The organism is Acinetobacter sp. 1000160 (genome assembly GCF_000588715.1).
GTDB lineage: Bacteria > Pseudomonadota > Gammaproteobacteria > Pseudomonadales > Moraxellaceae > Acinetobacter > Acinetobacter courvalinii.
In genome coordinates this window covers 75,261-99,942 of record NZ_JFWP02000005.1, presented here as the reverse complement: position 1 = coordinate 99,942, position 24,682 = coordinate 75,261, and the positions used below count along the sequence as shown (strand labels likewise).

Here is a 24,682-nt window from a genome sequence, read left to right as displayed (position 1 = left end):
AGACTAATGTCTAATATAAAAGCCACTTATGTTCATAATTTCTACAGCTTATGCCTAAAATGTTTAAAAATTATGTTCATAAGAATCATCCAGTTAATAAAAAAGCGCATTGTTTACACAATGCGCTTTTTGAGTCAAAAGACTACGCTAGCTTATGCTTGCTCGATATCTTTCATTGTCAACTTGATACGACCACGGTTGTCGACATCAGCAACCTGTACTTTCAATTCCTGACCTTCTTTCAATACGTCAGTCACGTTGGCAATACGCTCATTCGAGATTTGCGAAATGTGAAGCAAACCATCAGTACCTGGCATGATATTAACGAACGCACCAAATTCAACGATACGGATGACTTTACCGTCGTAGATCTTGCCTGGTTCAACTTCTGCAGTAAGTGCCTGGATTTTTGCAATCGCAGCACGCGCAGCAGCTTTAGTTTCACCAAATACGCGCACGGTACCATTGTCTTCGATATCAATCGCAGCTTTGGTTTCTTCTGTGATGGCACGAATCGTAGCACCACCTTTACCAATCACATCACGGATCTTGTCTGGATTGATGTTAATCACTTCAAATGTTGGCGCATTGGCACTGATTTCAGCACGCGCACGTGAAATGACTTTATTCATTTCATTGAGGATGTGCATACGGCCCGCAAATGCCTGGTTTAATGCAACTTCCATGATCTCTTCAGTGATACCTTCGATCTTGATATCCATTTGAAGTGCAGTAATACCGTTTGCAGAACCGGCAACTTTAAAGTCCATATCACCTAAGTGATCTTCATCACCCAAGATGTCAGAAAGAACTGCAAAACGCTCACCTTCTTTCACCAAGCCCATTGCAATACCTGCAACTGGTGCTTTAAGCGGAACACCTGCGTCCATAAGTGATAATGAAGCACCACATACAGAAGCCATTGAAGATGAACCGTTAGATTCAGTGATGTCAGAAACGATACGAATCACGTACGGGAAGCGGTCAGCTGCTGGAAGAACGGCTTGAACACCACGACGCGCTAAACGGCCATGACCGATTTCACGGCGCTTAGGACCAGACTCACGACCGGTTTCACCGACAGAATATGCTGGGAAGTTATAGTGCAACATGAAGTTGTCAGTTTTGGTACCCGCAAGGGTATCCACCATCAAAGCATCACGCGTGTTACCCAAAGTGGTTGTAACCAACGCCTGAGTTTCACCACGTGTAAATAATGCAGAACCGTGTGCACGGTCTAATACGCCTACTTGTACGTCGATACCACGAACAGTTTTGGTATCACGACCATCAATACGTGGCTTACCTGACAAGATGTTATCACGTACGGTACGGTATTTAAGGTCTTCAAATAATTCATTAACTTCGTCAGCAATACCCGTTTCGTCATTTTCAGGAACGAACTGAGCAACTGCTTCTGCATAAAGTGCATCAAGTGCCGCATAACGGTCTTGTTTGACTGCAATGGTATATGCTTCAGAAATCTTCGCTTCGAAAGCTGCTTTTAATTGCTCAAGAAGCACTTCGTTTTTGCTTGGAGCAACCCAAGTTGATTCAACTGCGCCCGCAGCAGCAGCAAATTCTTTAATCGCTTGAATTGCGATTTGCATTTCGTCATGACCGAACAGAACAGCACCGAGCATCTGGTCTTCTGAAAGCTCTTTCGCTTCAGACTCAACCATCAATACTGCAGATTCAGTACCCGCAACCACAAGGTCAAGGTCAGATTGTGCAAGTTGTTCAAAGTTCGGGTTAAGAACGTATTCACCGTTGATTAAACCAACACGCGCACCGCCGATTGGACCACGGAATGGGGTACCGGCAATTGACAATGCAGCAGAAGTACCGAGCATTGCAGCGATATCGGCATCCATGGTTTTGTCAGAAGAAACAACAGTTGCTGTAACTTGAATTTCGTTGAAGTAACCTTCCGGGAACAACGGACGGATTGGACGGTCGATCAGACGTGAAATCAACGTTTCAGCTTCTGAGGCACGGCCTTCACGCTTACCGTAACCACCCGGGATACGACCAGCAGCATATTGTTTTTCTTGGTAGTTAACAGTTAGCGGGAAAAAGTCTTGACCCGCTTTTGCTTTAGGTTGGGCAACCACTGCAACCAGAACAGTTACGCCACCCATGGTCACTAACACTGTATTGGCTTGACGTGCAACACGACCCGTTTCTAAAACAACTTGATGTTGACCGAATTGGAATTCTTTACGAATGATATTAAACATTGACATGTATTATATTTTCCTAGTTTTATTCTAGTGAGACCCCTAAGGTTTGGCATTCAGACCACCACTAGCGTGTGGATAAATGACAAAGCTTAGAAGCCATCGCACTAGATCAAAATTTTTAAATAAATTTAAACACAAAGAAGGAGCGAACAAGCGCCCCTTCTAAACTCACCTAACGGAAATTAGGTGAAACTCTCTTTTCAGCGATAAGGCATTGCAACATGCGAAATAGCGAAAACAAAGTAAAATCGAATTAACGACGTAAACCTAATGCGCCGATCAAAGCAACATAACGACCGTGATCTTTACCGTTTAAGTAGTCAAGTAATTTACGACGTTGGTTTACCATACGGATCAAACCACGACGGCTGTGATGGTCGTGTTTGTGTTCTTTAAAGTGACCTTGCAAATCGTTGATTTGCGCAGACAATAAAGCAACTTGTACTTCAGGTGAACCAGTGTCGTTTTCAGCACGAGCAAATTTAGCGATGATCTCTGCGCGATCTGCGTTAGTTAAAGCCATTCGATTTCTCCGAGATGCTTAAAAAATAAAATGATATTGATCAGTTGGAACCAACTGACTGCCGTGCATCACTACAGCAAGGCGCTATTTTAAGTGATCTATCGCTATATTGCAAAATTGTTTTATGTTCGCCGGCATTTCGGCAGCTGACAGCATTGTACAAAATAGGCACACTAGCCTTGCTCTGTTTAGATTGATAGATTGATGGCAGACAAAAAAGAAAATGAAAAATTGCGAGGGATGCGTGAAAATTTTATCGACCAATACCTGCTACGTGCCAGATGACCTTAATCAGGTAATTCGCAGCAAAGATGAAGTGTCAGCGGACTTGGGTGGCATGACCGAAAGACAGCTTCAAAAAATCTGGAACAGTGTTGAATCTTTATATAAAACGGGGAATTATCCACTCATCACCTTATGTTTACGCCGTCAGGGACAGATTCTACTTAATCGTAGCATTGGTTATGCGCAAGGCAACTCCGCTGAGGGCTTGGCAGCAGATGCCAAGATTGCCACACCCGATACGCCTGTCTGTCTGTTTTCTGCCTCGAAAATGGTGACGGCAATGTTAATTCATATGCTGGATGAGCGTGGCGAGCTGAATTTGCTTGACCCGATTAGCTATTACATTCCTGAATATGGCGTCAATGGCAAACGCCGCGCCACCATTTTCCATTTACTTTCCCATCGTGGCGGCATTCCACGTATTGATCAGGAAGTTACGCCAGAACTGCTATTTAACCAGCAAGACATCTTAAAGCTGCTGTATGCTGCAAAACCGGTTTCCCCTTCGGGTACCCACCTTGCCTATCATGCTGTCACTGCCGGTTATATTCTGGGTGAAATTGTTCAGCGGGTCACAGGGCAAAGTGTTCGTGAGTTCCTCGCCGAGCATATCGAAAAACCGATGGGGCTGGACTATTTCAACTACGGCCTAAAACCTGAATATCGTGACGATGTTGCCCTCAACTATGCCACCGGGATTCATCCGAGTCTGGGCACCGACTACTATCTTAATCACGTATTAGGCGGTGGTCTGCAACTGGCGGTGGATGTCACCAATGATCGTCGCTTTATGGACACCATTTGTCCTGCGGGCAACATCTATACCAGTGCTGAACAGGCGGGCCGTTTCTTTGAAATGCTGCTGAGTGGTGGTGAGTACCAAGGTAAACAGATCATGAGTGCCAAAACCGTATTCCGTTCCACCTTGCCGACTTCGGGAGTCAGTCTGGATCGAACCCTGCTAGCACCGATGCGCTATGCTCTGGGGCCAATGCTGGGTAGTAATCCAATCGGCTTATTTGGGCCAATGACAGGACAGGCCTTCGGTCATATCGGTTTCTCCAATATTTTATGTTGGGCGGACCCTGAACGTGACATTAGCGTATCGCTGCTCACCACCGGTAAATCAGTCGTAGGGACACATCTGCCTGCACTGGCAAAAACGCTATACCAGATCTCTAGCAATTGCCCGAAAATTCCGAAAAACCAGCGCCGTTCGCTATTTGCGACAGATCGTACTGAGGCGGATCTGGTCTAACCTGTAAAGTAAATTTATCCAAACAAAAAAGCCCAAGTTTCAACTTGGGCTTTTGCGCTGAGATTTTATTATTATCATTTTGCTTTGTTTTTATTATTAACTCTTCTTCTCCTTTCACATTCATACCCTCTGAATGTTTTATCCACATCATGTTCTTACTTATTCTCTGTTATCGCATGTGTGTTGTTTCTATACTGACTATTCTGTCAGAATCAATTATGGAGAAAAATAGCATTTTTCTTATCTCTGTGTAAGAAAAAACGTACAAGTCTGTATAACATTTAACTTAATAATAACAAAAAATTGTTCTACAACAGAATTCTCATTTCTTGTTTTTATCAGACTAAATTAAACCTGCATAAAGTGACAAAAACATGAATGTTCACGTTTTGAATCATAGGACGGCCAGATCTGAAGGTTGATAAATATGTCATGACTGAATAGCGAAAATAAAAAAGCCCTGTAGTCTCTCCCAAAACTACAAGGCTTAGCGGCTGTAAGTTTCCTCTCTTATCACTTACTTCACTGTAAGTTCGCTGTCATCACGACGTTATTATTATATTTTTGCGATTTACCTCGCATTCCATGCCAGGCTCTTTGTGGGTACATAATCTCAAAAAGCACTCATTTGCTCTAGCGACAATATCTCGAATCCTTGTAAGCTTTTACTTACAAACGCTTATATTTTGAAGTAAAAGTTCACAATATGAGCAAATTGATCTTTTGCACTAAACCACTACGGCGTACTGTACGGGTGGTAAGCGCCTGTAACAGAGCCTTTGGATCAGCCAGAATACTGACCACTTTTTTGGCCCGGGTTACTGCGGTATAGATCAATTCCTGACTCAGCAATTTCTCCGCACCGGCATCCAGTACAATCGCGGTATGGGTAAATTCGGAACCTTGCGATTTATGAATGGTCAAGGCAAAAGCAGTCTGCATGTTACGCGGTAAGCGATGCGCCGCGATCCATTTATTCAGGCTAGGAAAAAAGACTTCAAATTGTTGTGGCTGGGATCTGTGTTTAAAGCAAATCCCGATATCGCCATTGGAAATACCAAGCTGGTAATCATTATAGGTCATCATTACTGGACGCCCGATATACCAGTCCCCTACAGCAATCTGTCTGAGTTGCTGGTTTAGCCATTGTTCGGCATGACGATTTAACTGTTCAAGCCCCAATTGCCCGTGCCGGATCGCGGTTAAAATCCGATAATCATCAAAGCGCTGTATTACCTGTTGAATATATTGCTCGGGTTCGTCTGCCTTTATATACAGCTTTAGCGCATCTATATAGCCTTGAAAGCCATACATCAGTTTCTGCTGGGCGCTGCTAATATCCGTCTCATGCTGTTGCGGCAGATATTCAAGTTGAATCAGGTCAGACATGTCTTTAGACAAAGCAACGGGTTGCAAGGCGGTTGCGGCCACAATCTGGCGTTCCAGATTTTCCAATACTGCATCCATATCAGCCTGATGTTGCTGGGCCTGAATAAATCTTGCCAGTTGTCCAATCTTGGCCTCCCCGGAGAAACGGCGACTGGTTTGCAGTTGCACCCGATTCTCGGCCAATGCAGCGACTTGCTGTAAATCTGCCAAGACCGAACCCACATCCACCGAAGCCAGCTGATTGGCATCTCCCAATAAAATGAGACGGCAATGATCAGGCACGGCTTCAAACAAAGCAGTCGCCAGATTTAAATCCAGCATGGAGGCTTCATCGACCACAATCACATCATAGGGTAAAGGCTGTTTCTGGTTAAAACGTGGAATCTGCCGATTGCCCATGCCCAGTAATCGATGCAAGGTCTGGGTATTTTGATGACGTAATTCATCGCTAATCAGCCCCGATGCCAATAGTTTCGGATCATTAAACGAGTTCTGTAAGGCTTCCTGCATGCGTTGGGCAGCCTTCCCCGTAGGCGCCGCCATGGCAATACGAATATCAGGAATCATCTGGTTCAGGGCGGCAATAATACGTGCCAGAGTATAGGTTTTGCCTGTCCCAGGACCGCCGGTAATAATACTCAAACCTTGTTGCAACACCATTTTCAAGGCATTCTGCTGATGCTCATCACTGAGCAGGTCGTGATAATCCGCCGCCTGAAGGGTTTGAATCGTTTGTCGCTTTAATCGACAAATCTGTTCCGCGAGGCGTTGCTCTAGTTGCCAATATCGGTATAATGCCAAGCCCTGCTGATCATAGACGCACGGCGCCACCTGACTGGTAGCAGCCTCACTCGAAACGGCAAGGTCACCAAGCACTTCAAGCTGTAATGGATTGACTTCAATACAACTGTCGCCTTGCAAGCTGGCTTCAACCAGTTGCTGTAATATTTGCGCAGCCCCAACTGATTGGGCAGATTGAGAAAAGGTTGCCTGTGTCAGGTACTGACTCCACATATTTAACCAGGTGATTTGCTCAGACTGATCATCCACATGCTTTTCCACAGAGTTATCCTCAAACTTACCCACACGCTTGTCCACAAGGTTATAAACAGTCTTATCCACAAGTTAAGCTTTTGTTTAGTTTAAATTCACACATTTTATCTACACCATTTTTCCGGCTTTATCCTCAGAGAAATATCCAAGAATGGCGTCTAAACGCAAGATAAATTCGTCTTCAGGTTTCCAGTACAGACAACCCTGTTGTGCTTGCCCGTTCATGCCCCGTAAATACAAGTAAGATGCACCACCCAAATGCTGCTCAATGCTGTAATTCTGCAACTTCACTCCGAGATAGCGATGCAACGCCACCAGATATAAAGCCGCTTGTAGCCAGTAGCTGGAAAGCGACATACTTTCTGCGATTTGCTCATGTTGATAATCGGCTTGGGCCGTGCCTAAATAATTACTTTTATAATCGGCGATATGGTAGCGCTGACCGTCAAAGTAAACCAGATCGATGGAACCATTCAGATAGCGGGCAGACCGGGCCTCAAGCAGTTCGGGCATGTGGATGCCGTACTCTTCAAACAGTTGCTGTACACGCTGCATGGCCAGTACCCGATCCGACAATGCCAGATAGAAAGGACATTCCGACAGATATTGTCCCGCAAGCAGTTGCTTTAATTGAAAGCCCTGATTGAGGGGCGTCACCAGCACATCCTGCAACCAGCCAGCGATCCATTCATACAGTTGCTGTTCTGGCTGCGTCTGCTCCGGAAACTGCTGCTGATACTGTTCAAGCAATTCGACCCATAAACTTTGATAAGTATTTTTAAAACGGCGGCGAATTTCCTCAATCCACGTTTCCGGACGCTGAAAATCAATCTGCTCGAAGATTTCATGCAGAAAGTTGCCGGCCAGGGTACCTTTCGGAAAATACTGTTTAATCCAGGCGATCGGTTGAGAGCTCGCTAAGGCTTGGCTAGTGGCAAGATGCAGTTCATCTTCCGCCTGTTCAAAGTCAGCATCGATATTCGCCAAGCGATCAACACGATTGGCCTTATGCTTGAGATGCTGTGCCAGATAACTGAAACTGGTCTTGCCACGTGCGTAAAAGCGTTGCTCCGGTAAGGGCTGGGCAGCAAGCGGGAACTTCTGTTTGCCTTGCTGCTGGTAGGTGGCATAAGGCCGTTCCAGTACCAAAGCTTCATCTGCGCAGCAAGGATGCTGGAAAGCATCGCCTTGGTTCTTCCAGAATGCCAGTCCGGAAAACTTGTTTTTATCGCCTTTCTCAGGTTCAAATACCGCATAGACCCGATGGCTGGCACGGGTCAGCGCCACATACCATAAGCGGTTTTGCTCCGCCAGCGCGCGTTGCTGATGCTGATCCAGTTCAGCCTGCTGCAGAAAGTTTTTATCGGCGACAGCAACCACCCGTTGTGTGCGGACCTGTCCAGTTTCCGGATGCTGAATCTCGGCAGTGGAAAAATTTAAACTTTTCTGCATTTCCGAAAAGGCTTTATTGGCACCGAGCAGAAACACGATTTTATATTCCAGCCCCTTGGACTGGTGAATCGTCATCAACTGCACACCGGCTTCACTGGATAGCTTATGTTCGAGCTCCCATTCACGGTCACTGGGTGAATGTAGTTGCTTGAGATACCAGTGATACAGGTTCTGTATGCCTTGCACATGTTCGCTGTGCTGACTCAGAATATCGGTGAGATGGCGTAAATTGACCACCGCACGCTCATTGTCCTTGCTTTGCGTTGCCACCAGTTGCTGCCAGATACCAAACTGATTGAGACAACGTTGCCATGCCGCCAGAAAACCCTGATTGAGCCACATTTCCCGTATTTCATCCAGCTGCTGGATATATGCGCTCAAGCCTGCTGCACTCTGTTCCAGCGCCAATAGTCGGCTTAAGTCAAATCCGAATAAACGACTGAGTAAGGCACGTTTTAATTTGGCTTCATCATAAGGATGAAGAATGGCAGTTAACAATGCTCCGACATCTTGTGCTATGGCTGAATCAAACACACTGCGTTTGGAAGGACGATTGACACGAATGCCCAAACGCTCCAGTACGTATTGCACTTCATCCAGCTGGCGATGGCTACGGGAAAGGACCGCAATATCATCTTCGCAAATGGCTTTAGGATGTTCATCCTCCAAATATAATTCCGCGGCATGGGCCTGATTGAGCAGGGTCTGTATTTTCCAGGCCACTTGGGTCGCCTGCTCATTGCCATCCTGTAGCTGTAACCAGCGTAATGGTGCAGGATTGATCTGGTTATTTTCAATCAGGGCAGGATGTGGACGTGACCCTGCCTGAATCGGGTCATAAAGTACCTGCTCACCAAAGTCAGTCTGCCGCTGGAACAGGCTGTCCACCACCTCGACCAGCTCTTTTACTGAACGATGGTTATGAATCAGTTTATAGACGCAGCCCTGCTTCGCCATAATATCCTGATAGGCATTCAGGAAGGTCAGCATATCCCCACCACGGAAACCATAAATCGCCTGTTTACGATCCCCGACCATGATCATACAGCCCTTCTGATAGCGCTGCGGATGTCGCCAGATACTGGCCAGCATGTCATCCTGATCCTGATTGGTATCCTGAAACTCATCCACCAGAATCAGCGGATAACGGGCCTGTACAAATACCGCGAAATGTTGTCCCTGCTCGCCTTTTAAAGCTTCGGACAAGGTTTTAATTTGCTGGGAAAATGTGGTTTCACCCTTTTGCTGTAAAACCTGAGGCAACCTTTTTCTGACTTCAATACACAGATAGGCCTTTAGATACACCTGCAACTGCTCAAATTGCTGCTGTGTCTGTTGTAGGGCCTGACAGAGTGTCTGTAGCTGTACGATCGCAGGATGCTGGTAAAAACCGTCACTAATGTCTGCAGGACATTTCTTAAAGATTTTCTGGTTGTCGAGCTTGTCTAAAAACTTGAATACGGCATCGCGATCTGCCTCAAAATAAGCATCAAACACCTGTAGCGGTGATGCTTGTTTCAAGGCATTTAATAGGGCTGGACAATGCACGGTAAACAGCTTATTGAAGGCATGATTACGGAAAGAGCTGCCATTGATATGCGCATAATGCACACCGTCCAGATCGAAATAATCCGCAAGCGTCTCCAGCTGAATCTGTTCAGCTTGCTGTTGCCACTGCTGCAGTTGCGCCAGCTCAATCTCGGGCATGGCCGGCAACTTGAACTGAGCCGAACTAAAATTCAGGGAGCTTTCGACCATGGATACAAAATGATCCACACTTTTCAAACCACCTACACTATAAAGTGTATCAATCACCTGTTGCGGTTGAGCTTGAATCCACTCACGCAACACATCATGAATCAATTGACGGGTATAGCTTTTTGCATCATCGGTAATCTGCGCCGCTTCGATCTTGCCACTTTCAAAAGCAAACTCTCTGAGCAGCTTCTGGCTAAAGCTGTCCAGCGTCCCGACAAACAGTTCATCCAACTGGTCAATCACCAATTTCAAGCGTTCGCAGGCATAGGCAATACGCGGTGCAAAAGTCTGCAAAACCTGCTGTTTAAGCGGGTCTGACTCTTGTGCAGCCAAAACTTGGATATCCTGCTCCAGCACCGTCCGCAGTGGTTCCAGATACTGTTGCATCTCGACCAGACGTAAACGGATACGGCTTTTTAATTCGGCAGCAGCAGCACGGGTAAAGGTAGTGGCAATCACCTGATTCGGCAGATATTTTTCTAAGAAAATCCGTACCATTAAACTGGACAAGGTATAGGTTTTGCCTGTTCCCGCCGAAGCTTCAATCAGATGCAGGCCTTCGAACTGAATATCACGAATCGGTTGAAAAGACACAGGATAGCGCGCGTTCATGCCTTACTCCACTCGTAAAAATTCAAACACTGGCTGATACAGCCTATAGGAATAGTGATCACAAGCATATTGTAATAATGCTGCGGCATCCTGTTCCTGCAAAATAAACTGCCAGTCCCGATGTAACTTGCAGGCTTCATTCTGGCTCATGTCAAAGCCGGAAAAGTCGCCAGTATCATTCCAGTCTTTCAGTAGCTGCTTTTGACTGTCCTCGACTAAAATCTGTTTCGAATCCAGCTCAAACCATTCATGCTGTTTGCCTTTTTCCAGTGGCTTTAACATCAAGGCTGCAGGTAGCACCACAGGCTGTTGCTGGGCATGCTGCCACAGTTCCAGCCAGTCTTGCAGATAAGTGCGTGCTTGCTGAGAACTTAAGCCTTCACAAATCACGGTCTGATCACTAAACACCACAATACGGCGTTTTTCAGTGGCAGTCTCGTGATCCAGTACCGTCAGCCATAACAGGTATTCCAGCCAGACTTTGGCAAGACGCTTGGCTCGGGCACTGGAGGCATCCAGACTAATCCAGTCCTGACCGATCTGTTTCGGGGTGGTACACCCGATCTGTAAATGTTTGGATACACGCCAAACACGCTGGGTCGTTACAGTGGGCGCTGCGGCATGTTGCTGCAAGCGTTCCATTAGGCGCTGTTGTTCCAGACAGCTTTGCTGCCAGGCACTTTGCTGGACTTTGCCAACAGGTAACTGATGCTGTAATAGCTGAGGAGAAGGATTGTCCTCCTGCTGTTGCAGGAAATGGCGAATGGCATATTTCCCTAAACCATCCAGCAATAATGGCTCGCTTTGATCAACGAGTTCTGTTGCACTCAGGTTTTCTACACCCAAAGTTTTCAAGTACAAACGCGCAGGAAAAGTGACATCCTGAATCCATTGCTGGCCATCCAGAATCAGCATTTCATGATTCTCAACCGGATAAGCCGTATTGACCCAAGCTGCCCGGTCACCTTTGTCCTGTTGAATCTGTGCAGCAACCTTAAACCACTGATCCTGAAAACGCCTATGCCGCTGTTCTGCCATAAAACCTAATGGATCAAAGGGTTGTAAGCGATGAATATGGTACAAGGGATAAAGCTGTGTCGGAAGTTGCAAGGCTGCAAATTCCTTAGACAAATCCGCCACAATCCCAGAATCGCCCTTGTTTAAAGCTGGGCTGAGAGAAATCTCACCCAATGAAGACTCTCCCTCGGAGAGAGATTTAGAAAGGGGTGGCTTTATAATCAGTGCCAAATGCTCACGGAAATGCTGTAACACACTGGATGGCTCCCGCACTTCCCCATCACTCACATCAAAGCCATTATAGAACAGCCATAATTGTTCCTGTGCCAGCAACACCGCATCTAAAAAAGCACCCTGATCATCTTCCAGACGGGAACGGTCCCCCAATTGCTGACGTAAGGCATCCATCAGATCAAAGGGAATATGACTATCCCGATTTGGAAACTTTCCGGTATCCAGATTCAGCATTACAATCAGCCGATAAGGAATCGGACGAATCTGACCGATCTGGCTAAAGGTAATTTGTCCGGTAGGTTCAACCTGCGCTGACTGGCTTTCCAGCGTGCGTTGAATTTCTTCAATAATATAAGGCAAGGGCAAAGAAATCTGACGTAATTGGCTTTCCATCTCTTCATAATAACTGGCCAGCGTCAGCATACGCTCCTGCTTCTGGATAATCTCACGTACCGCCTTTAAAGCAACAATATCGGCCTGCTCAAATTCCTGAACATCTGCTTTCAGGCGTTTGAGCCAGGTGACTACCGGCAAGCGCTGACCCTGCTCATGCGCCACCAGCCAGTGACGTCGCAACGACAAATCCTGATAAATCTGAATCAGGATGCCAATCAGCTCAAAATCACTCGGCTGGACCAGTGCATAGCTTAAAGTTTGTTGCACCATTACATGAGCAGGTACGGCAATACCTAAAGCCAGACGGTCTAAAGCAAATTTAAAGCTATAACGGTAGTCCTGATCATCGGCACTTAAACTATGCTTGAGATGTTCTTCATCCAGACCGCGTTTAAAACCGGCTTCATTGAGTAAGCTCAAGATGCGTTGGGCCTGGTGATAATCTAGTCCATAGCGTTGCTGGGTTGCCGACAGGTTCAGCCAGTCCGCAAAATCATCTTGGGTCATTCGGGTTTGCGTCAGTTGCAAACGTCCCAAGACTGCCCGCCAGGCATTGAGTGCATCCAGCTGCGCCACACCCGCAATCTTAACCGGTAAAAACACATCATGATCATTGGGCACGGAAGGAAACACACTACGAATCAAAGGCTCAAGCTCGGTCAGATTCGGGGTCAGAACCAGAATATCACTTGGACGGCGCGGCGTCGTATCTGTTTGTGACAACCAATGTAGCAGTTGCTCCTTTAACACTTCGAGTTGTCTTAAGCTGGAATGACAGACATGAAACTGGATAGAATGATCTTCCGCCGCCAGCTCATATTGCTCAGTAACAGGTTCAGCCAGATAGAAAATATCCGACTGGATTTTGCCCAGTAGCGTCTCTGGGAAATAATCCTCAAAGGCATCAATCCATTTGCCTTCCTCACCGGTTGCCAGTTGTGATAACAGGGAGAAGTGATCGCGTGCCTGCTTGCCTAAACGGGTCAGTAAGGGATGGCGAGATTCACGATTCAAGGCATTAAACCCTAAACTGAAGCGCTCAAAGAAAGCAGCAATTTCCGCATCGGTTGCCTTGGGATGCTTGGCAATAAACCGCTCTTTAACCCCGAGATCATAACGTTGTTTCCATAGCGGATCGACGCTATCCGCCCAATATTCCTGTGACGGGTTATAGTGCAAAATCACCACGTCCAGATATTGACCTAAACGTCGTAAAAACTGCAGCTGGCTGGGTGGCAAATCCAGCACGGTAAAAACGATCACCTGATTCGGTAACTGTGCCAGCGCTTTTACCTGGGTCTGCGCATGCGCTAAGGTCTGCCAGAAATCAGCATCAATCCCCTGCATTTCGATAAAGTCATCATGGAAATAGTTTTGCCATAACCAGCGCTGCCATGCTTCCAGTTGCTCGGTCTGGTTTAAGCTAAAGGCTGAGGTCTGCTGATCCGTCTTGGCAATCAGCTGTTCAATATCCAGTGCTTTATTCTGCCCCCAAATGGAGAGCCAGTTACTTGAGCAACTGCATTCACTACGACAGCCTTTTTGACAATGACCACGATAAATCATGTAGTTATTAAACAGGTGCGACACCTGTTCCGCTACCCAATACAGCATGCTCTGCTTTTTTAACTGTTTTTCTGTGCCCTGCGGTAATTGGGCCGCACTGTCATAAATGCGCTGCACTATCGAATAAAGAGGATGATCTGTGGCGAGATCGAGCTGATCAGCACGGATAAAGGGCTGTAAGGCTTGATGAATACGCCATTTTAAAATTAATCTTGGAATATTGGCCTTACGCACCTGCTCTTTATTTTCAAGCACCTGCTGATAGGCATACCATTGGAAACCACGGATACGTTGATGAAACTGGTAATTGGCAGTCATGCCTTGCTGTTCCGCAATTTTCTGCGTCAGCCATTGTTGTTGTGCAGGACTCGGAACAATAAAATGCTGGGTTTTAAACACCTGAAAGGGGGAATCGCCGGGTTGGGTAATTGATGCCATCACACCTTGCAATAACACTTCAAGGCGTTGACTTTGAATAACATGAATACCCATGTATTAATATAACCTCATCAAAAAATGATCATTTTGTTGCACGAAACCGTCCATAATGCTCACTATACAACATTCAACTTCATATCATGAAGTCACGTTAAATACACAATCCAACAAAAAAATTGTTTTGAAATTCACCATTCAATCGTATTGAATGTACTATCAAGGGATAGACTTTAGGTATAACTTTATGAAAATTGAAAAAATTCCTGATTCGATTGACCCAAGCTTAAACTTGGAACAGATCCGTGATGAATGTTTAGAAATGGCTAAAAAGCGTGCATATTGGTCAGCAGGTGCAGCGATTGTACCGATTCCATTCTTTGATGTGGTGGTCGACCTGGGCATGCTGACCCAGATCATTCCGGATATTAATGCCCGCTTTGGTTTGGCACCCGAACATATCAGTGTGTATGACCCTCAAACCAAAAAAGTTCACTGGGATGAATTACGTAAACGCGGATTCGAGTTTTCAGGTTTTGTAGTGGCACGCACCGCGATGAAAAAGTCGTTTAATGGCTTTTTCACTAAAATTGCCACCAAACAGGTAACTAAATTTATTCCTTTGGGCGGCCAACTGGTCGCGGCCAGTCTGGGCTATTTCATGATGCGCAAAATCACTGAAGCACATGTGCAGGATTGCTATAACCTTGCCAAGCGGATTCAGCAGAAAAGCCGGACCACCATCGTAGCGTAAGTTCTATCGCAGCAGGTAGCGGTTCGCATACCTGCTGTTTGATGAATGAAATTAAGTGCTTCAAAATAGAATTAAAAAATATTCCGAATCCGGCTTATTAGCTTTTGTGTCTATTGCTCATCTGGATGCGCTGGGTTACATCAGGCCAACAGATCCATAAAAAAACACCACAATTACGTTAATATTCACTTAACTTTTTAAGCTTTCATAAAGATTGTATTTTTAATCTCCACATCTCGAAGATAATTAGATGATGGAGCGTCGTTGTGCAAACCAGCCAATCCCCCTCTCGTGTCCGTGCCATTTTTAATGTGACCAGCGGGAACTTCCTTGAACAATACGACTTCTTCCTGTTCGGTCTTTATGCCCAGGCCATCGGCGAGACATTCTTCCATTCCGACAGCAGTTATGCCGCACTGATGAAAACCTTTCTAGTGTTTGCGGTCAGCTTTCTGATGCGTCCGATTGGTGCACTGGTACTTGGTCCTTATGTCGACCGAATCGGCCGCCGTAAAGGCCTGATGGTGACCTTGAGCATTATGGCATTTGGCTCGTTAATCATTGCCTTTACCCCCAGCTATGCCAGTATCGGATTTGCAGCCACTGTCCTGATTTTTGCCGGACGCCTTGCGCAAGGTTTTTCGGCCGGAGTGGAACTTGGTGGGGTCTCGGTGTATCTGTCCGAAATTGCCGAGCCACATAACCGTGGTTTTATTACCAGCTGGCAATCTGCCAGTCAGCAAGTCGCGGTAATTTTTGCCGCCGTATTGGGTTATATCGTCAGTCTGGTCTTTACCAAGGCCCAGGTCGATGCATGGGCTTGGCGAATCCCCTTCTTTGTCGGCTGTGCCATCATTCCCTTTATTTTCTGGCTACGGAAGTCACTGGCTGAAACAGAAGCCTTTGCCTCACGTAAAGAGCATCCAAGTACCCGACAAATTCTAACTACCTTGGCGGCCAACTGGAAAATCGTGCTGGCTGGTGTGTGTATGGTTGCAACCACGACAACGATGTTCTATTTCATTACCGTCTATACCCCGACCTACGGTAAAGAGGTACTACATTTGACCCGTACCGAAAGCTTGATCGCCACCATTATGGTTGGACTGAGTAACTTTATTTTATTACCGATTGGTGGACATCTTTCCGATAAATTTGGTCGAAAACCCCTTTTAATCACAACCACCTTGTTGATCTTTATCAGTGCTTATCCTTTACTCAGCTGGCTCACCCAGACCATTAGCCTGTCGCATATGCTGATGGTGTTATTGTGGTTCTCATTGCTGTATAGCTTCTACAATGGTGCACTGGTGGTTTCACTGGCTGAAATGATGCCAAGTTCAGTCCGCATTGCGGGTTTCTCAGTGGCTTATAGCTTTGCCACCTCGATTTTTGGCGGGCTTACGCCCATGATCGCCACCTATCTGGTACAGAGCTCAGGCAATAAGAGCATGCCTGCTTTCTGGCTGATGTTTGCTGCGATCACCAGTTTAATCGCGACACTGATCGTATTCCGCCAACATCGCAGCTATAGCGCACAACTGGCAAATAACAATTAATTTAGATGAAGTGAGCCTGAAGGCGGATTAATCCGCCTTCAGTTGTTGCAAAATTGCTTTTAAAACCTGAATCCGTGCTGAATATTTATCATCGGTTGCAATCACATACCACGGTGCATAATCGGTATCGGTCCGTTCCAACATATCCGCCGCTGCCTTGAGATACTCATCCCATTTCTCACGGTTACGCCAGTCTTCTTCGGTGATCTTAAAGCGTTTATGCGGTGTCTGTTCACGTGCCTTGAAGCGGAGCGCCTGCTCCTCTTTACTAATCGCTAGCCAGATTTTGACGATCACGGTCTGGCTATCCACCAGATTTTCTTCAAAACGGTTAATTTCGTTATAGGCGCGCTGCCATTCTACTGTAGAGGCAAAACCTTCAATGCGTTCAACCAGTACCCGCCCATACCAGGTCCGGTCAAAAATGGTAATCTTGCCGCTATCATTTAATCTATTCCAGAAACGCCACAAATAAGGTCGGCGCAATTCATAACGTTCCGGCGCTGCAATGGTATGGATTTCATACTCTCTCGGATCGAGTTTTTTGACGATGCGTTTGATTGCTCCCCCCTTCCCTGCCGCATCCATACCTTCAAAGCAGATCACGACTTTACGTTCATCAAAACGTAGCTTGTCTGCCACTTTCTTGCTCAGTTTACGCAGTTCTGCTTTATAGTCCTGTTTTTCCAGGCTGGCTTGCGCTGGTTCCTGCAAGTGCTGGGGAATCTCGGCCTGTTGCCACTTCTGGCTCACTTTGGTCTGGTGTTCTGGCAACTCCTGCAAGGTTTGCAGAAGATACTGGGCAAAACTTTGATCGCGCAACTTTTCGTCTTCACCATCAATCACAAACCAGTCATCGGTAAAGCGCTGGCTCAAGCCCTGCAAGGTATCGTATTGTTTTTTATTGCGCCAATCCAGTCCGTGTAATTTATGCCAGCGCTGTTCCGAAGCATCGATCTGGTCTAAGCGTTTTTGCAGTGATTTCCAGGATAAATCAAACCAGACTTTGACAATATGGACATGATTATGCTGCAAATCATGCTCAAAAGCCCGCATTTGTTCAATATAGCCATCAAACAGTTGTTCATTCAGGGGCTTGGAGACATGCATCGCCGTAGTGAGCAAATCGCTATACCAGTTACCAAACATCACCACGATCTGCCCTTCAGCCGGGATAAAGCGGCTATAGGACTGCCAAAATGGCTGGTTATTGGTTAAAAACTGCGGTGCATCTGCCTTGACCCGTAAATAGCGTGGATCCAGCCATTCACGTAACTGTTTAACCGCCTCTCCTTTACCTGCCAGTTCAATGCCACTGACCAGAACCAGTACACTTTTGGCATTCTTTTTATCGCGGCTTTCTTTTAAGGCATATTGCGCCTCGATTAGGTCCAAAGAGAGTTCATCTTCATCACGCAATTCAAATGTCGGTTGTTGTTTACTCATGTGCTGCTCTAACTGGCTCATTATTAAAATTAAAATAGGTATTGTTCAAACTATAAATGTTCATGCAAAAACCCGTGTACAGTTTATGTTGACTGTCACGACACGCCCATACTGACCAATTATTAAGCATTTAAAGTTTATGCTGTCATGGTTCTCCGTTATGATGATGCCTATGATTTTATCGTTTTATTTTCTTTGAGTTCGAACATGTCAAAACTCGCTGCATTTGATCAACTTTTATTAGAATATCAATCTTTGAATTACCACCAGAATCCAGCGGTTGCGCAGCGATTGCATGAAGTACAGGCATGGATGAAAGCACGGATTGCCGAGACACATGCCGAGTTCTTTGCCGAACCAAAAAACCAGCTTATGGCAGCGTACTTTTTAAATCGCTTATATGGCGGGCCAGACTTTGATGCCATGGCGCAACAAATCGAACGCCTGCTTAAATATGCCCATAAAGCCGAAAGCCTGCTGCCTGAAAATGCGATTAAAACAGGTACTAAATCAGTGAGCTTAGCGGTACTTGCAACACGACTGGACGAACAGGTGGCTCAGCAATTGCTGGAAGATTATCCGCTCGAAACCCCTTTGACCGATGAAATCATGCGCCAGACCCTGATTAAACTGGATCAGGGCGAGGCACGCTATGAGCAACTGCAGCTTCTGGATGAATTAGGCGTGACACTGGATAAATATATGCGTTCAACCATGATGTATGCGGCCTTTAAAATGTGCAAAGGCATCGCGCATAAATACCAGTTTGATGGCATGTATGAGTTTATTCAGGAAGGTTTCGCTGCGATGAAACCGATGAAATCTGCGGCAAGCTTTATCAAAACCTTTAGCGAAAAAGAGCGGGAAATTATTGATAAAGTTCATGCAGGACATCCGAATCCATTTCGTGACTAGGATAAGTCTGCTTCTATTTCAGCCAGCCTAGCTATGGCTGAAATAGAAAAATGAGTCTTTTCAAATCTTAAGAAAAATTAAAACCCTTTTGAGAAAGTGACTTTCTGTATATTATTCATATCAATTACATGCGAAACCCTGTAAAAAGATACAAAATCTGTCATCATGCTTGCTGATTCGTGCCGCTAGAGCGAAAGTTTAGGAGAAAACAATGTCTAACGAAAACCAACAGCCTACCCCAGAAGTTGAGCAAAACCCAAGTTCAGACAAAGTCAGCCCTTTCTTAAACACGCCACTGCCACAAGGCACCCCACAAGGTCAGCAACAGTCTTTACAATCAGATGCTGCACCGACCTCAACAGCTTCAATCCCAAAATATAATTTGCCGCGTGGTGCCAATACCGGCAACGTTGGTGCAACTACACACTTTGGTTATCAAACCGTGAGTAGTGATGACAAGGCACAAAAAGTTGCCGAAGTGTTCCATTCCGTTGCCAGCAAATACGACATCATGAATGACTTGATGTCATTTGGTATTCACCGTCTCTGGAAACGCTTTGCGATTAACATGTCAGGCGTTCGTCGTGGTCAACATGTACTGGATATTGCCGGTGGTACAGGCGACTTAGCCAAAGTATTTAGCCGTGAAGTTGGGCCGCAAGGTCATGTGGTTTTATCAGACATCAACGAATCGATGCTCAATGTCGGCCGTGACCGTCTGATTGATGCCGGCTGTACCAACGTTGATTTCGTACTGGCCAATGCTGAAACTTTAGAGCCATTTGCAGACAACAGTTTTGATTTGGTCACCATCAGCTTTGGTCTGCGTAATGTGACTGATAAAGATGCTGCGTTACAAGCGATGTATCGCGTGCTTAAGCCAGGCGGCCGCCTATTGATTCTTGAGTTTTCTAAGCCCGTGTTTGAGCCATTCTCAAAACTGTATGACCTGTATTCATTTACAGCATTGCCGATCATGGGCAAACTGGTGGCCAATGACTCGGAAAGCTACAAATATCTGGCTGAATCAATTCGTATGCACCCGGACCAGCGTACCCTGAAAGGAATGATGGAAAATGCCGGATTCCAAAGCTGTGACTACCACAACTTAACCGGTGGTATTGTTGCGGTTCATCGTGGATTCAAACTTTAAGGTTTAAGATATGTGGTCGATTTTAGCACTCGGTGCAGTCGAACGTATCATTCATCATGTGATTGATCTGGATGCGATTACCCGCATGCAGCTCAATCAGCTACAAGGTCAATTATTACGTGTTGTGATTGATAGTCCACAACTCTCGGTTGATGTGTTTTTTGATGAGAATAGAGTTCGTCTCGAACCGACCGTGACGGGACAAAGTCAAAGCCCTTCTATTTTTGAGCAACGTCCTTTTGATCCTCAACAGACCCTCAAGGATGCCACTGCAACCTTACATGTTGAAAATACCGTTGAGCTGGTTAAATTACTGCTTAGCGACATGGATCAGATTGGCAATATTCCATTGCACGGTGATTATCACCTGTTGCAGGATATTCAGAGGATTATGCAGCAGGCCGAGCCTGATCTGGCAGCGCATTTATCGCCGTGGATCGGCCCACAACTGGCACATGAGCTGGGTAAAGTGCAACTTGCACCGAAACAGTTAAAACGCTCCCTGCAAAGCCATTTATTTTTTGTTGAAGATGCCTTAAAAGAAGACAGCGGTTTATTTGCCCCACGTTGGCAAATGGATGATCTCAACCGAGAGACCCGCCAACTCAATCAGGAAATTGATCGTCTGCAAGCCAAGCTTCAACAGCTCAATACTCAAGTTAATCCACCAAAGCAACCCACATAAGACTAGGTAAGACTTTATATGATTCCGCATGTTAAACGGTTACATGAACTCTGGCGTATCGCAGCACACTATCGCCTTGATACCCTGTTCCCTGCGGAAGAATTACCGGTTAAAGCACGTCATGCCTTAAATATCATTAAGATGCATCCTGCGGCCTGGTCGAGTCGTGAGAAAAAGAATCCGCTTAAACTGAAAGAAGCACTTGAAGACATGGGGCCGCTGGCGATTAAGCTGGGACAGCTGTTGTCCACACGCCGCGACCTGATTCCACCAGAAGTCTTATCGCAGTTGGTGTTATTACAAGATCAGGTTAAGCCCTATGACACGCAACTGGCAAAACAGCGAATTCAGGAATCACTAAAAGCGGATGTCACCACCCTGTTCTCCCGCTTTGATGAACAGCCGCTTGCTGCCGCTTCGATTGCACAGGTGCATACAGCGGCGTTGCATGATGGTCGCGAAGTGGTAGTGAAAGTTACGCGCCCGGATATTCGCAGTCAGATTCTGCAAGATTTTGAAATTCTGGCCTGGTTAGGCGACTGGCTGGAAAACCGTCTGGAAGCAGCCCGTGCCTTACATTTGTCTGAAATCATTCAAGATTATCGCCAGATTATTTTAAATGAACTGGACCTGAGCCTGGAAGCCGACAATACCCGTCGTATGCGTCACTACTTTACCGGTTCAAGCATGATGTACGTGCCTGAAGTCTATATGGACAGTAAAGATGTGATGGTAGCGGAACGGATTACCGGCGTGCCGATCTCGGACATCGCGACCTTTGACCGTTTAGGCATGGATCGCGCCGATCTGGCAGAAAAAGGCCTGACCATTTTCTTCACCCAGGTGTTCCGCGACAACTTCTTCCATGCGGATATGCATCCGGGCAATGTCTTTGTCGAGACCATTAACCCAAGCAATCCACGCTTTATTGCGCTGGACTGTGCCATCATGGGTGAGCTGTCCAAGCATGACCAGATGACTGTTGCACGTATGTTGCTGGCCGTGATGAACAGCAACTTTATGCAACTGATCCAGATCGTGCATCAGGCCGGCTGGATTCCGCCAGGCACCGATCAGGATGCCTTATCGCGTGAAATGCGCCGTACGGTCGGGCCAATGGTTTCAAAGCCGATGGACCAGCTGGATTTCGCCGGGATTCTGATTCAGGTCATGGATATTGCACGTCGTTTCCATCTGGAAATTCCACCGCAACTCATGCTCTTGCTCAAGACACTGGTGCATGTTGAAGGTCTGGGAACAGATCTTTACCCGCAACTGGATATCTGGAAACTGGCCAAACCGATTCTAACCGAATGGGTCAAGGCCAATATGAATCCGGTCAAGAACATGAAAGAACTGGGCCAGCAAATTCCAGATCTGCTATTGGGCGCACAAGATATTCCAAGCCTGCTGATCGACAGTCTGAATGGTTTAAAAAATCAGTCGGCGTGGCATGACAAACAACTGCGTGAAATCCAGCAAATGCGTTTGCAAATGCAGCATCAGCAAAGACGTAGCTGGATGTTTGGCAGCAGCATGCTGATTTTACTGACGATTGCGATTATTACACCGTGGTTTATTTCCATTGTTCTGATTGTGCTGAGTAGTCTGATTGCCCTGTGGCGCATCATGAAATAAGGTTCAGATCCCTTGCTTAGACAAGGGATTTTTTATGCCTCAGGATTCATTTTTCAAACTGACCGGGATCAGTTAAGATCATGATGAAATGATCTGATAACAGTCTGAAAAGAATAAATAATGAAATTACCTCATTTTGCTATTATTGGTGCAGGCACAGCTGGCTTGGCAAGCGCCATTCTGCTGGCACGCGAAGGCCATCACGTCACCCTATTCGAGCAAGTTGAGACGCTTTCGCCAGTTGGTGCAGGCTTACTTTTACAACCCGCAGGTTTAGCCGTCTTTGAGCATTTAGGGGTACTGGAGCATGCACTTCAATTAGGTGCCAGAGTGACTGGCTTAGAAGGCCAGCTTGCAGATAAACGACTGTTGGTAAATAGTCATTATCATCAAGCGGGCAACAATCTGTATGGACTCGGCATTCATCGCGCAACTTTATGTCACGTCCTCACCCAAAAGCTGGCTGAATACTCTAGTCATGTCACTTGGCGGATGAGTCATTCAATCGAGTCGATTCAGGAAAGTACCCATGCAGTTCGGCTATTCGGTACGCATCAGCAACAAAAATTTGATGAACATTTTGATGCCGTCCTGATTGCCAATGGTGCCCGTAGCCAGTTACGCCCCAAAGCATGGGTTCAAGTGGATCAGGCATATCCGTGGGGTGCGGCGTGGAGCATCGTGCCAGAATGCCCAAACTTAAATCCTGAAATTTTGCATCAATTCTATGACCGTTCCCAAATCATGATGGGCGTGCTGCCCACAGGTGCCATCCCGTCTGCTCCACAACAACGATTGTCCAGTGTGTTCTGGAGTCTGCCGACCGCGCAACTGGGCGCTTTTCTCAAAGACAAGTCGGCGAAACAGCAATGGTTAAAGCAAGTCGGCAATCGTTGGCCTGAGGTTGGAGACTGGCTCAAACAGCTTTTGGCAAATCAGCAGCAACCACCCCAATGGCTATCCGCTCAATACCGGGATGTGGTGATGTCACAATTTGGACAAGGGCGAATCGGCGTGATCGGTGACGCTGCCCATGCCATGAGTCCACAACTGGGACAAGGTGCCAATATGGCTTTACTGGATGCATGGACATTTTCTCAATCCTTACAGGCTGCAACCCCTCATCAGCAAACTGACTGGCCCATGCTCTGGCAACACTACCATCAACATCGTCGTTCTTCGACCCGGTTCTATCAGTTTCTCAGCCGATTATTAACGCCATTGTATCAATCCGATCATTGGTGGGCAGGTGGCATACGCGACCTGACTTTCCCTTGGCTGTATCAAATCCCCTATTTTCGTAAAGAAATGGCCATCACCATTTCAGGCCTAAAAACAGGACTGTTTCAACAACTGGATTATCAGCAAGTTGCACATTATGCTGGATCAAACCATGCATTGAAAAATACCAATGCATCTGTCCTTGAATATGAATGAGCACAGTGAAATATGAAAATTAGTCATTTAGACCATCTGGTTCTGACCGTTGCCGATATTGAGACAACGTGTAAGTTCTATCAATCAGCCCTGAGTTTTGAAGTTATTGTTTTCGGTGACAACCGCAAGGCGCTACAATTTGGTCATCAAAAAATTAACCTGCATCAAGCAGGCAAAGCGTTTGAGCCTAAAGCACTTCACCCAACGTCAGGTTCAGCCGATTTATGTTTTATTGCGGAAACGCCACTCAATGAAGTGATTGCACATCTTCAGGCCCAGCACATTGAAATCATTGAAGGTCCTGTGCAAAGAACAGGGGCAAAGGGAAAAATCCTTTCGATTTATTTCCGTGATCCAGATCAGAATCTGATTGAAATATCGAACGATCAACAATTTTAGGTTATTGATAATCTATTGGGATATTTTGCAATTGTGCATTAATATCCCAATGATTCGGCTTATTCTTTAGTTCCCACCAATTTGCACCTGAATTTAGCCATTTTGTACGCTGAACTTTTACTGATTCTTTTGTGCAATCCTCATAACCAAACTCTGTGCCACAGCAAGCACAAATAATAAAGTTAGGTGTACTCCCGTCCTCTCCCCATGGGGCTTCAGATTGGATAAGTCCACACACTCGACAAGCTAAATTTTCATTATTCTTCAATGCTAAATACCTCTAAATTTAATTCACATCCTATTCATACAAGTTGAAAAAGTATTTAATTTAAATAAATGAGTTAACTACTATTTATAACGTTATAAACTTCTTTCTATTAATCTAATACAAAAATTACTTAACTTATTTTTTCCCCCGCAAGCATAGCCACCCCCAGCCACAAACGCTACACTAGCTGCTTTCCACCCAATGGAT

At 45.9% G+C, this 24,682-nt stretch carries 16 protein-coding genes; 9 read left to right on the top strand and 7 right to left on the bottom strand.

The window, feature by feature from the left end; all coding sequences use genetic code 11:
* Nucleotides 1–152: 152 nt before the first annotated feature.
* Entirely contained in the window at nt 153–2,240 is a 2,088-nt protein-coding gene (gene pnp / locus J699_RS06815; protein ID WP_171062215.1) for a polyribonucleotide nucleotidyltransferase, read from the bottom strand.
* A gap of 256 nt (nt 2,241–2,496) precedes the next feature.
* A complete protein-coding gene (gene rpsO, locus J699_RS06820; protein ID WP_004774141.1) occupies nt 2,497–2,766 on the bottom strand; it encodes a 30S ribosomal protein S15 in 270 nt (89 codons plus the stop codon).
* A 244-nt stretch (nt 2,767–3,010) separates the two neighbouring features.
* Here rpsO and J699_RS06825 point away from each other — a divergent pair, with 244 nt between their 5' ends.
* Nucleotides 3,011–4,309 carry a serine hydrolase domain-containing protein gene (locus tag J699_RS06825; RefSeq protein ID WP_005226495.1) on the top strand — a complete coding sequence of 433 codons (1,299 nt, stop codon included), beginning with the start codon at nt 3,011–3,013 and terminating at the stop codon, nt 4,307–4,309.
* A 699-nt stretch (nt 4,310–5,008) separates the two neighbouring features.
* Here the strand turns inward: J699_RS06825 and recD are convergent.
* From recD to J699_RS06840, 3 genes are all read right to left on the bottom strand, one after another.
* A complete protein-coding gene (gene recD, locus J699_RS06830; protein ID WP_416202141.1) occupies nt 5,009–6,712 on the bottom strand; it encodes an exodeoxyribonuclease V subunit alpha in 1,704 nt (567 codons plus the stop codon).
* A gap of 147 nt (nt 6,713–6,859) precedes the next feature.
* Nucleotides 6,860–10,573 carry a UvrD-helicase domain-containing protein gene (locus J699_RS06835; RefSeq protein ID WP_032870607.1) on the bottom strand — a complete coding sequence of 1,238 codons (3,714 nt, stop codon included), beginning with the start codon at nt 10,571–10,573 and terminating at the stop codon, nt 6,860–6,862.
* 3 nt (nt 10,574–10,576) lie between these two features.
* Nucleotides 10,577–14,278, bottom strand: coding sequence for an exodeoxyribonuclease V subunit gamma (locus tag J699_RS06840; protein ID WP_032870605.1), 3,702 nt, complete (start codon nt 14,276–14,278; stop codon nt 10,577–10,579).
* Nucleotides 14,279–14,468: 190 nt separating this feature from the next.
* Here J699_RS06840 and J699_RS06845 point away from each other — a divergent pair, with 190 nt between their 5' ends.
* Nucleotides 14,469–14,975 carry a hypothetical protein gene (locus tag J699_RS06845; protein ID WP_005226490.1) on the top strand — a complete coding sequence of 169 codons (507 nt, stop codon included), beginning with the start codon at nt 14,469–14,471 and terminating at the stop codon, nt 14,973–14,975.
* A gap of 266 nt (nt 14,976–15,241) precedes the next feature.
* Entirely contained in the window at nt 15,242–16,534 is a 1,293-nt protein-coding gene (locus J699_RS06850) for an MFS transporter (RefSeq protein ID WP_032870602.1), read from the top strand.
* 27 nt (nt 16,535–16,561) lie between these two features.
* Here the strand turns inward: J699_RS06850 and J699_RS06855 are convergent, their stop codons facing one another.
* The gene (locus J699_RS06855) at nt 16,562–17,980 is read right to left on the bottom strand and encodes a phosphate--AMP phosphotransferase (protein ID WP_032870785.1); all 1,419 of its coding nucleotides are present in this window, start codon (nt 17,978–17,980) and stop codon (nt 16,562–16,564) included.
* A gap of 207 nt (nt 17,981–18,187) precedes the next feature.
* On the opposite strand from J699_RS06855, the gene J699_RS06860 reads away from it, so the two are divergent.
* From J699_RS06860 to J699_RS06885, 6 genes are all read left to right on the top strand, one after another.
* On the top strand, nt 18,188–18,895 hold the full coding sequence (locus J699_RS06860; protein ID WP_188382619.1) for an FFLEELY motif protein: 708 nt from the start codon (nt 18,188–18,190) through the stop codon (nt 18,893–18,895).
* A 211-nt stretch (nt 18,896–19,106) separates the two neighbouring features.
* On the top strand, nt 19,107–20,048 hold the full coding sequence (gene ubiE, locus J699_RS06865) for a bifunctional demethylmenaquinone methyltransferase/2-methoxy-6-polyprenyl-1,4-benzoquinol methylase UbiE (protein ID WP_032870600.1): 942 nt from the start codon (nt 19,107–19,109) through the stop codon (nt 20,046–20,048).
* A gap of 10 nt (nt 20,049–20,058) precedes the next feature.
* Entirely contained in the window at nt 20,059–20,733 is a 675-nt protein-coding gene (locus J699_RS06870; RefSeq protein WP_032870597.1) for a ubiquinone biosynthesis accessory factor UbiJ, read from the top strand.
* Nucleotides 20,734–20,751: 18 nt separating this feature from the next.
* Complete coding sequence (locus J699_RS06875; RefSeq protein WP_005226478.1) at nt 20,752–22,371, top strand: ABC1 kinase family protein; 1,620 nt, start codon at nt 20,752–20,754, stop codon at nt 22,369–22,371.
* Nucleotides 22,372–22,491: 120 nt separating this feature from the next.
* Nucleotides 22,492–23,808 (top strand): FAD-dependent oxidoreductase, encoded by a 1,317-nt coding sequence (locus J699_RS06880; RefSeq protein WP_032870595.1) that lies wholly within the window; start codon nt 22,492–22,494, stop codon nt 23,806–23,808.
* A 12-nt stretch (nt 23,809–23,820) separates the two neighbouring features.
* Complete coding sequence (locus tag J699_RS06885; protein ID WP_032870593.1) at nt 23,821–24,207, top strand: VOC family protein; 387 nt, start codon at nt 23,821–23,823, stop codon at nt 24,205–24,207.
* A gap of 1 nt (nt 24,208) precedes the next feature.
* Here J699_RS06885 and J699_RS0218765 read toward each other — a convergent pair whose 3' ends face one another.
* Nucleotides 24,209–24,475 carry a hypothetical protein gene (locus J699_RS0218765; RefSeq protein ID WP_032870590.1) on the bottom strand — a complete coding sequence of 89 codons (267 nt, stop codon included), beginning with the start codon at nt 24,473–24,475 and terminating at the stop codon, nt 24,209–24,211.
* Nucleotides 24,476–24,682: the final 207 nt, after the last annotated feature.

Coding starts and splice junctions, on each gene's coding strand:
- pnp (WP_171062215.1), bottom strand. CDS start 2,240: ATGTTTAATATCATTCGTAAAGAATTCCAATTCGGTCAACATCAAGTT.
- rpsO (WP_004774141.1), bottom strand. CDS start 2,766: ATGGCTTTAACTAACGCAGATCGCGCAGAGATCATCGCTAAATTTGCT.
- recD (WP_416202141.1), bottom strand. CDS start 6,712: ATGTGGAGTCAGTACCTGACACAGGCAACCTTTTCTCAATCTGCCCAA.
- J699_RS06835 (WP_032870607.1), bottom strand. CDS start 10,573: ATGAACGCGCGCTATCCTGTGTCTTTTCAACCGATTCGTGATATTCAG.
- J699_RS06840 (WP_032870605.1), bottom strand. CDS start 14,278: ATGGGTATTCATGTTATTCAAAGTCAACGCCTTGAAGTGTTATTGCAA.
- J699_RS06845 (WP_005226490.1), top strand. CDS start 14,469: ATGAAAATTGAAAAAATTCCTGATTCGATTGACCCAAGCTTAAACTTG.
- J699_RS06855 (WP_032870785.1), bottom strand. CDS start 17,980: ATGAGTAAACAACAACCGACATTTGAATTGCGTGATGAAGATGAACTC.
- J699_RS06860 (WP_188382619.1), top strand. CDS start 18,188: ATGTCAAAACTCGCTGCATTTGATCAACTTTTATTAGAATATCAATCT.
- ubiE (WP_032870600.1), top strand. CDS start 19,107: ATGTCTAACGAAAACCAACAGCCTACCCCAGAAGTTGAGCAAAACCCA.
- J699_RS06870 (WP_032870597.1), top strand. CDS start 20,059: ATGTGGTCGATTTTAGCACTCGGTGCAGTCGAACGTATCATTCATCAT.
- J699_RS06875 (WP_005226478.1), top strand. CDS start 20,752: ATGATTCCGCATGTTAAACGGTTACATGAACTCTGGCGTATCGCAGCA.
- J699_RS06880 (WP_032870595.1), top strand. CDS start 22,492: ATGAAATTACCTCATTTTGCTATTATTGGTGCAGGCACAGCTGGCTTG.
- J699_RS06885 (WP_032870593.1), top strand. CDS start 23,821: ATGAAAATTAGTCATTTAGACCATCTGGTTCTGACCGTTGCCGATATT.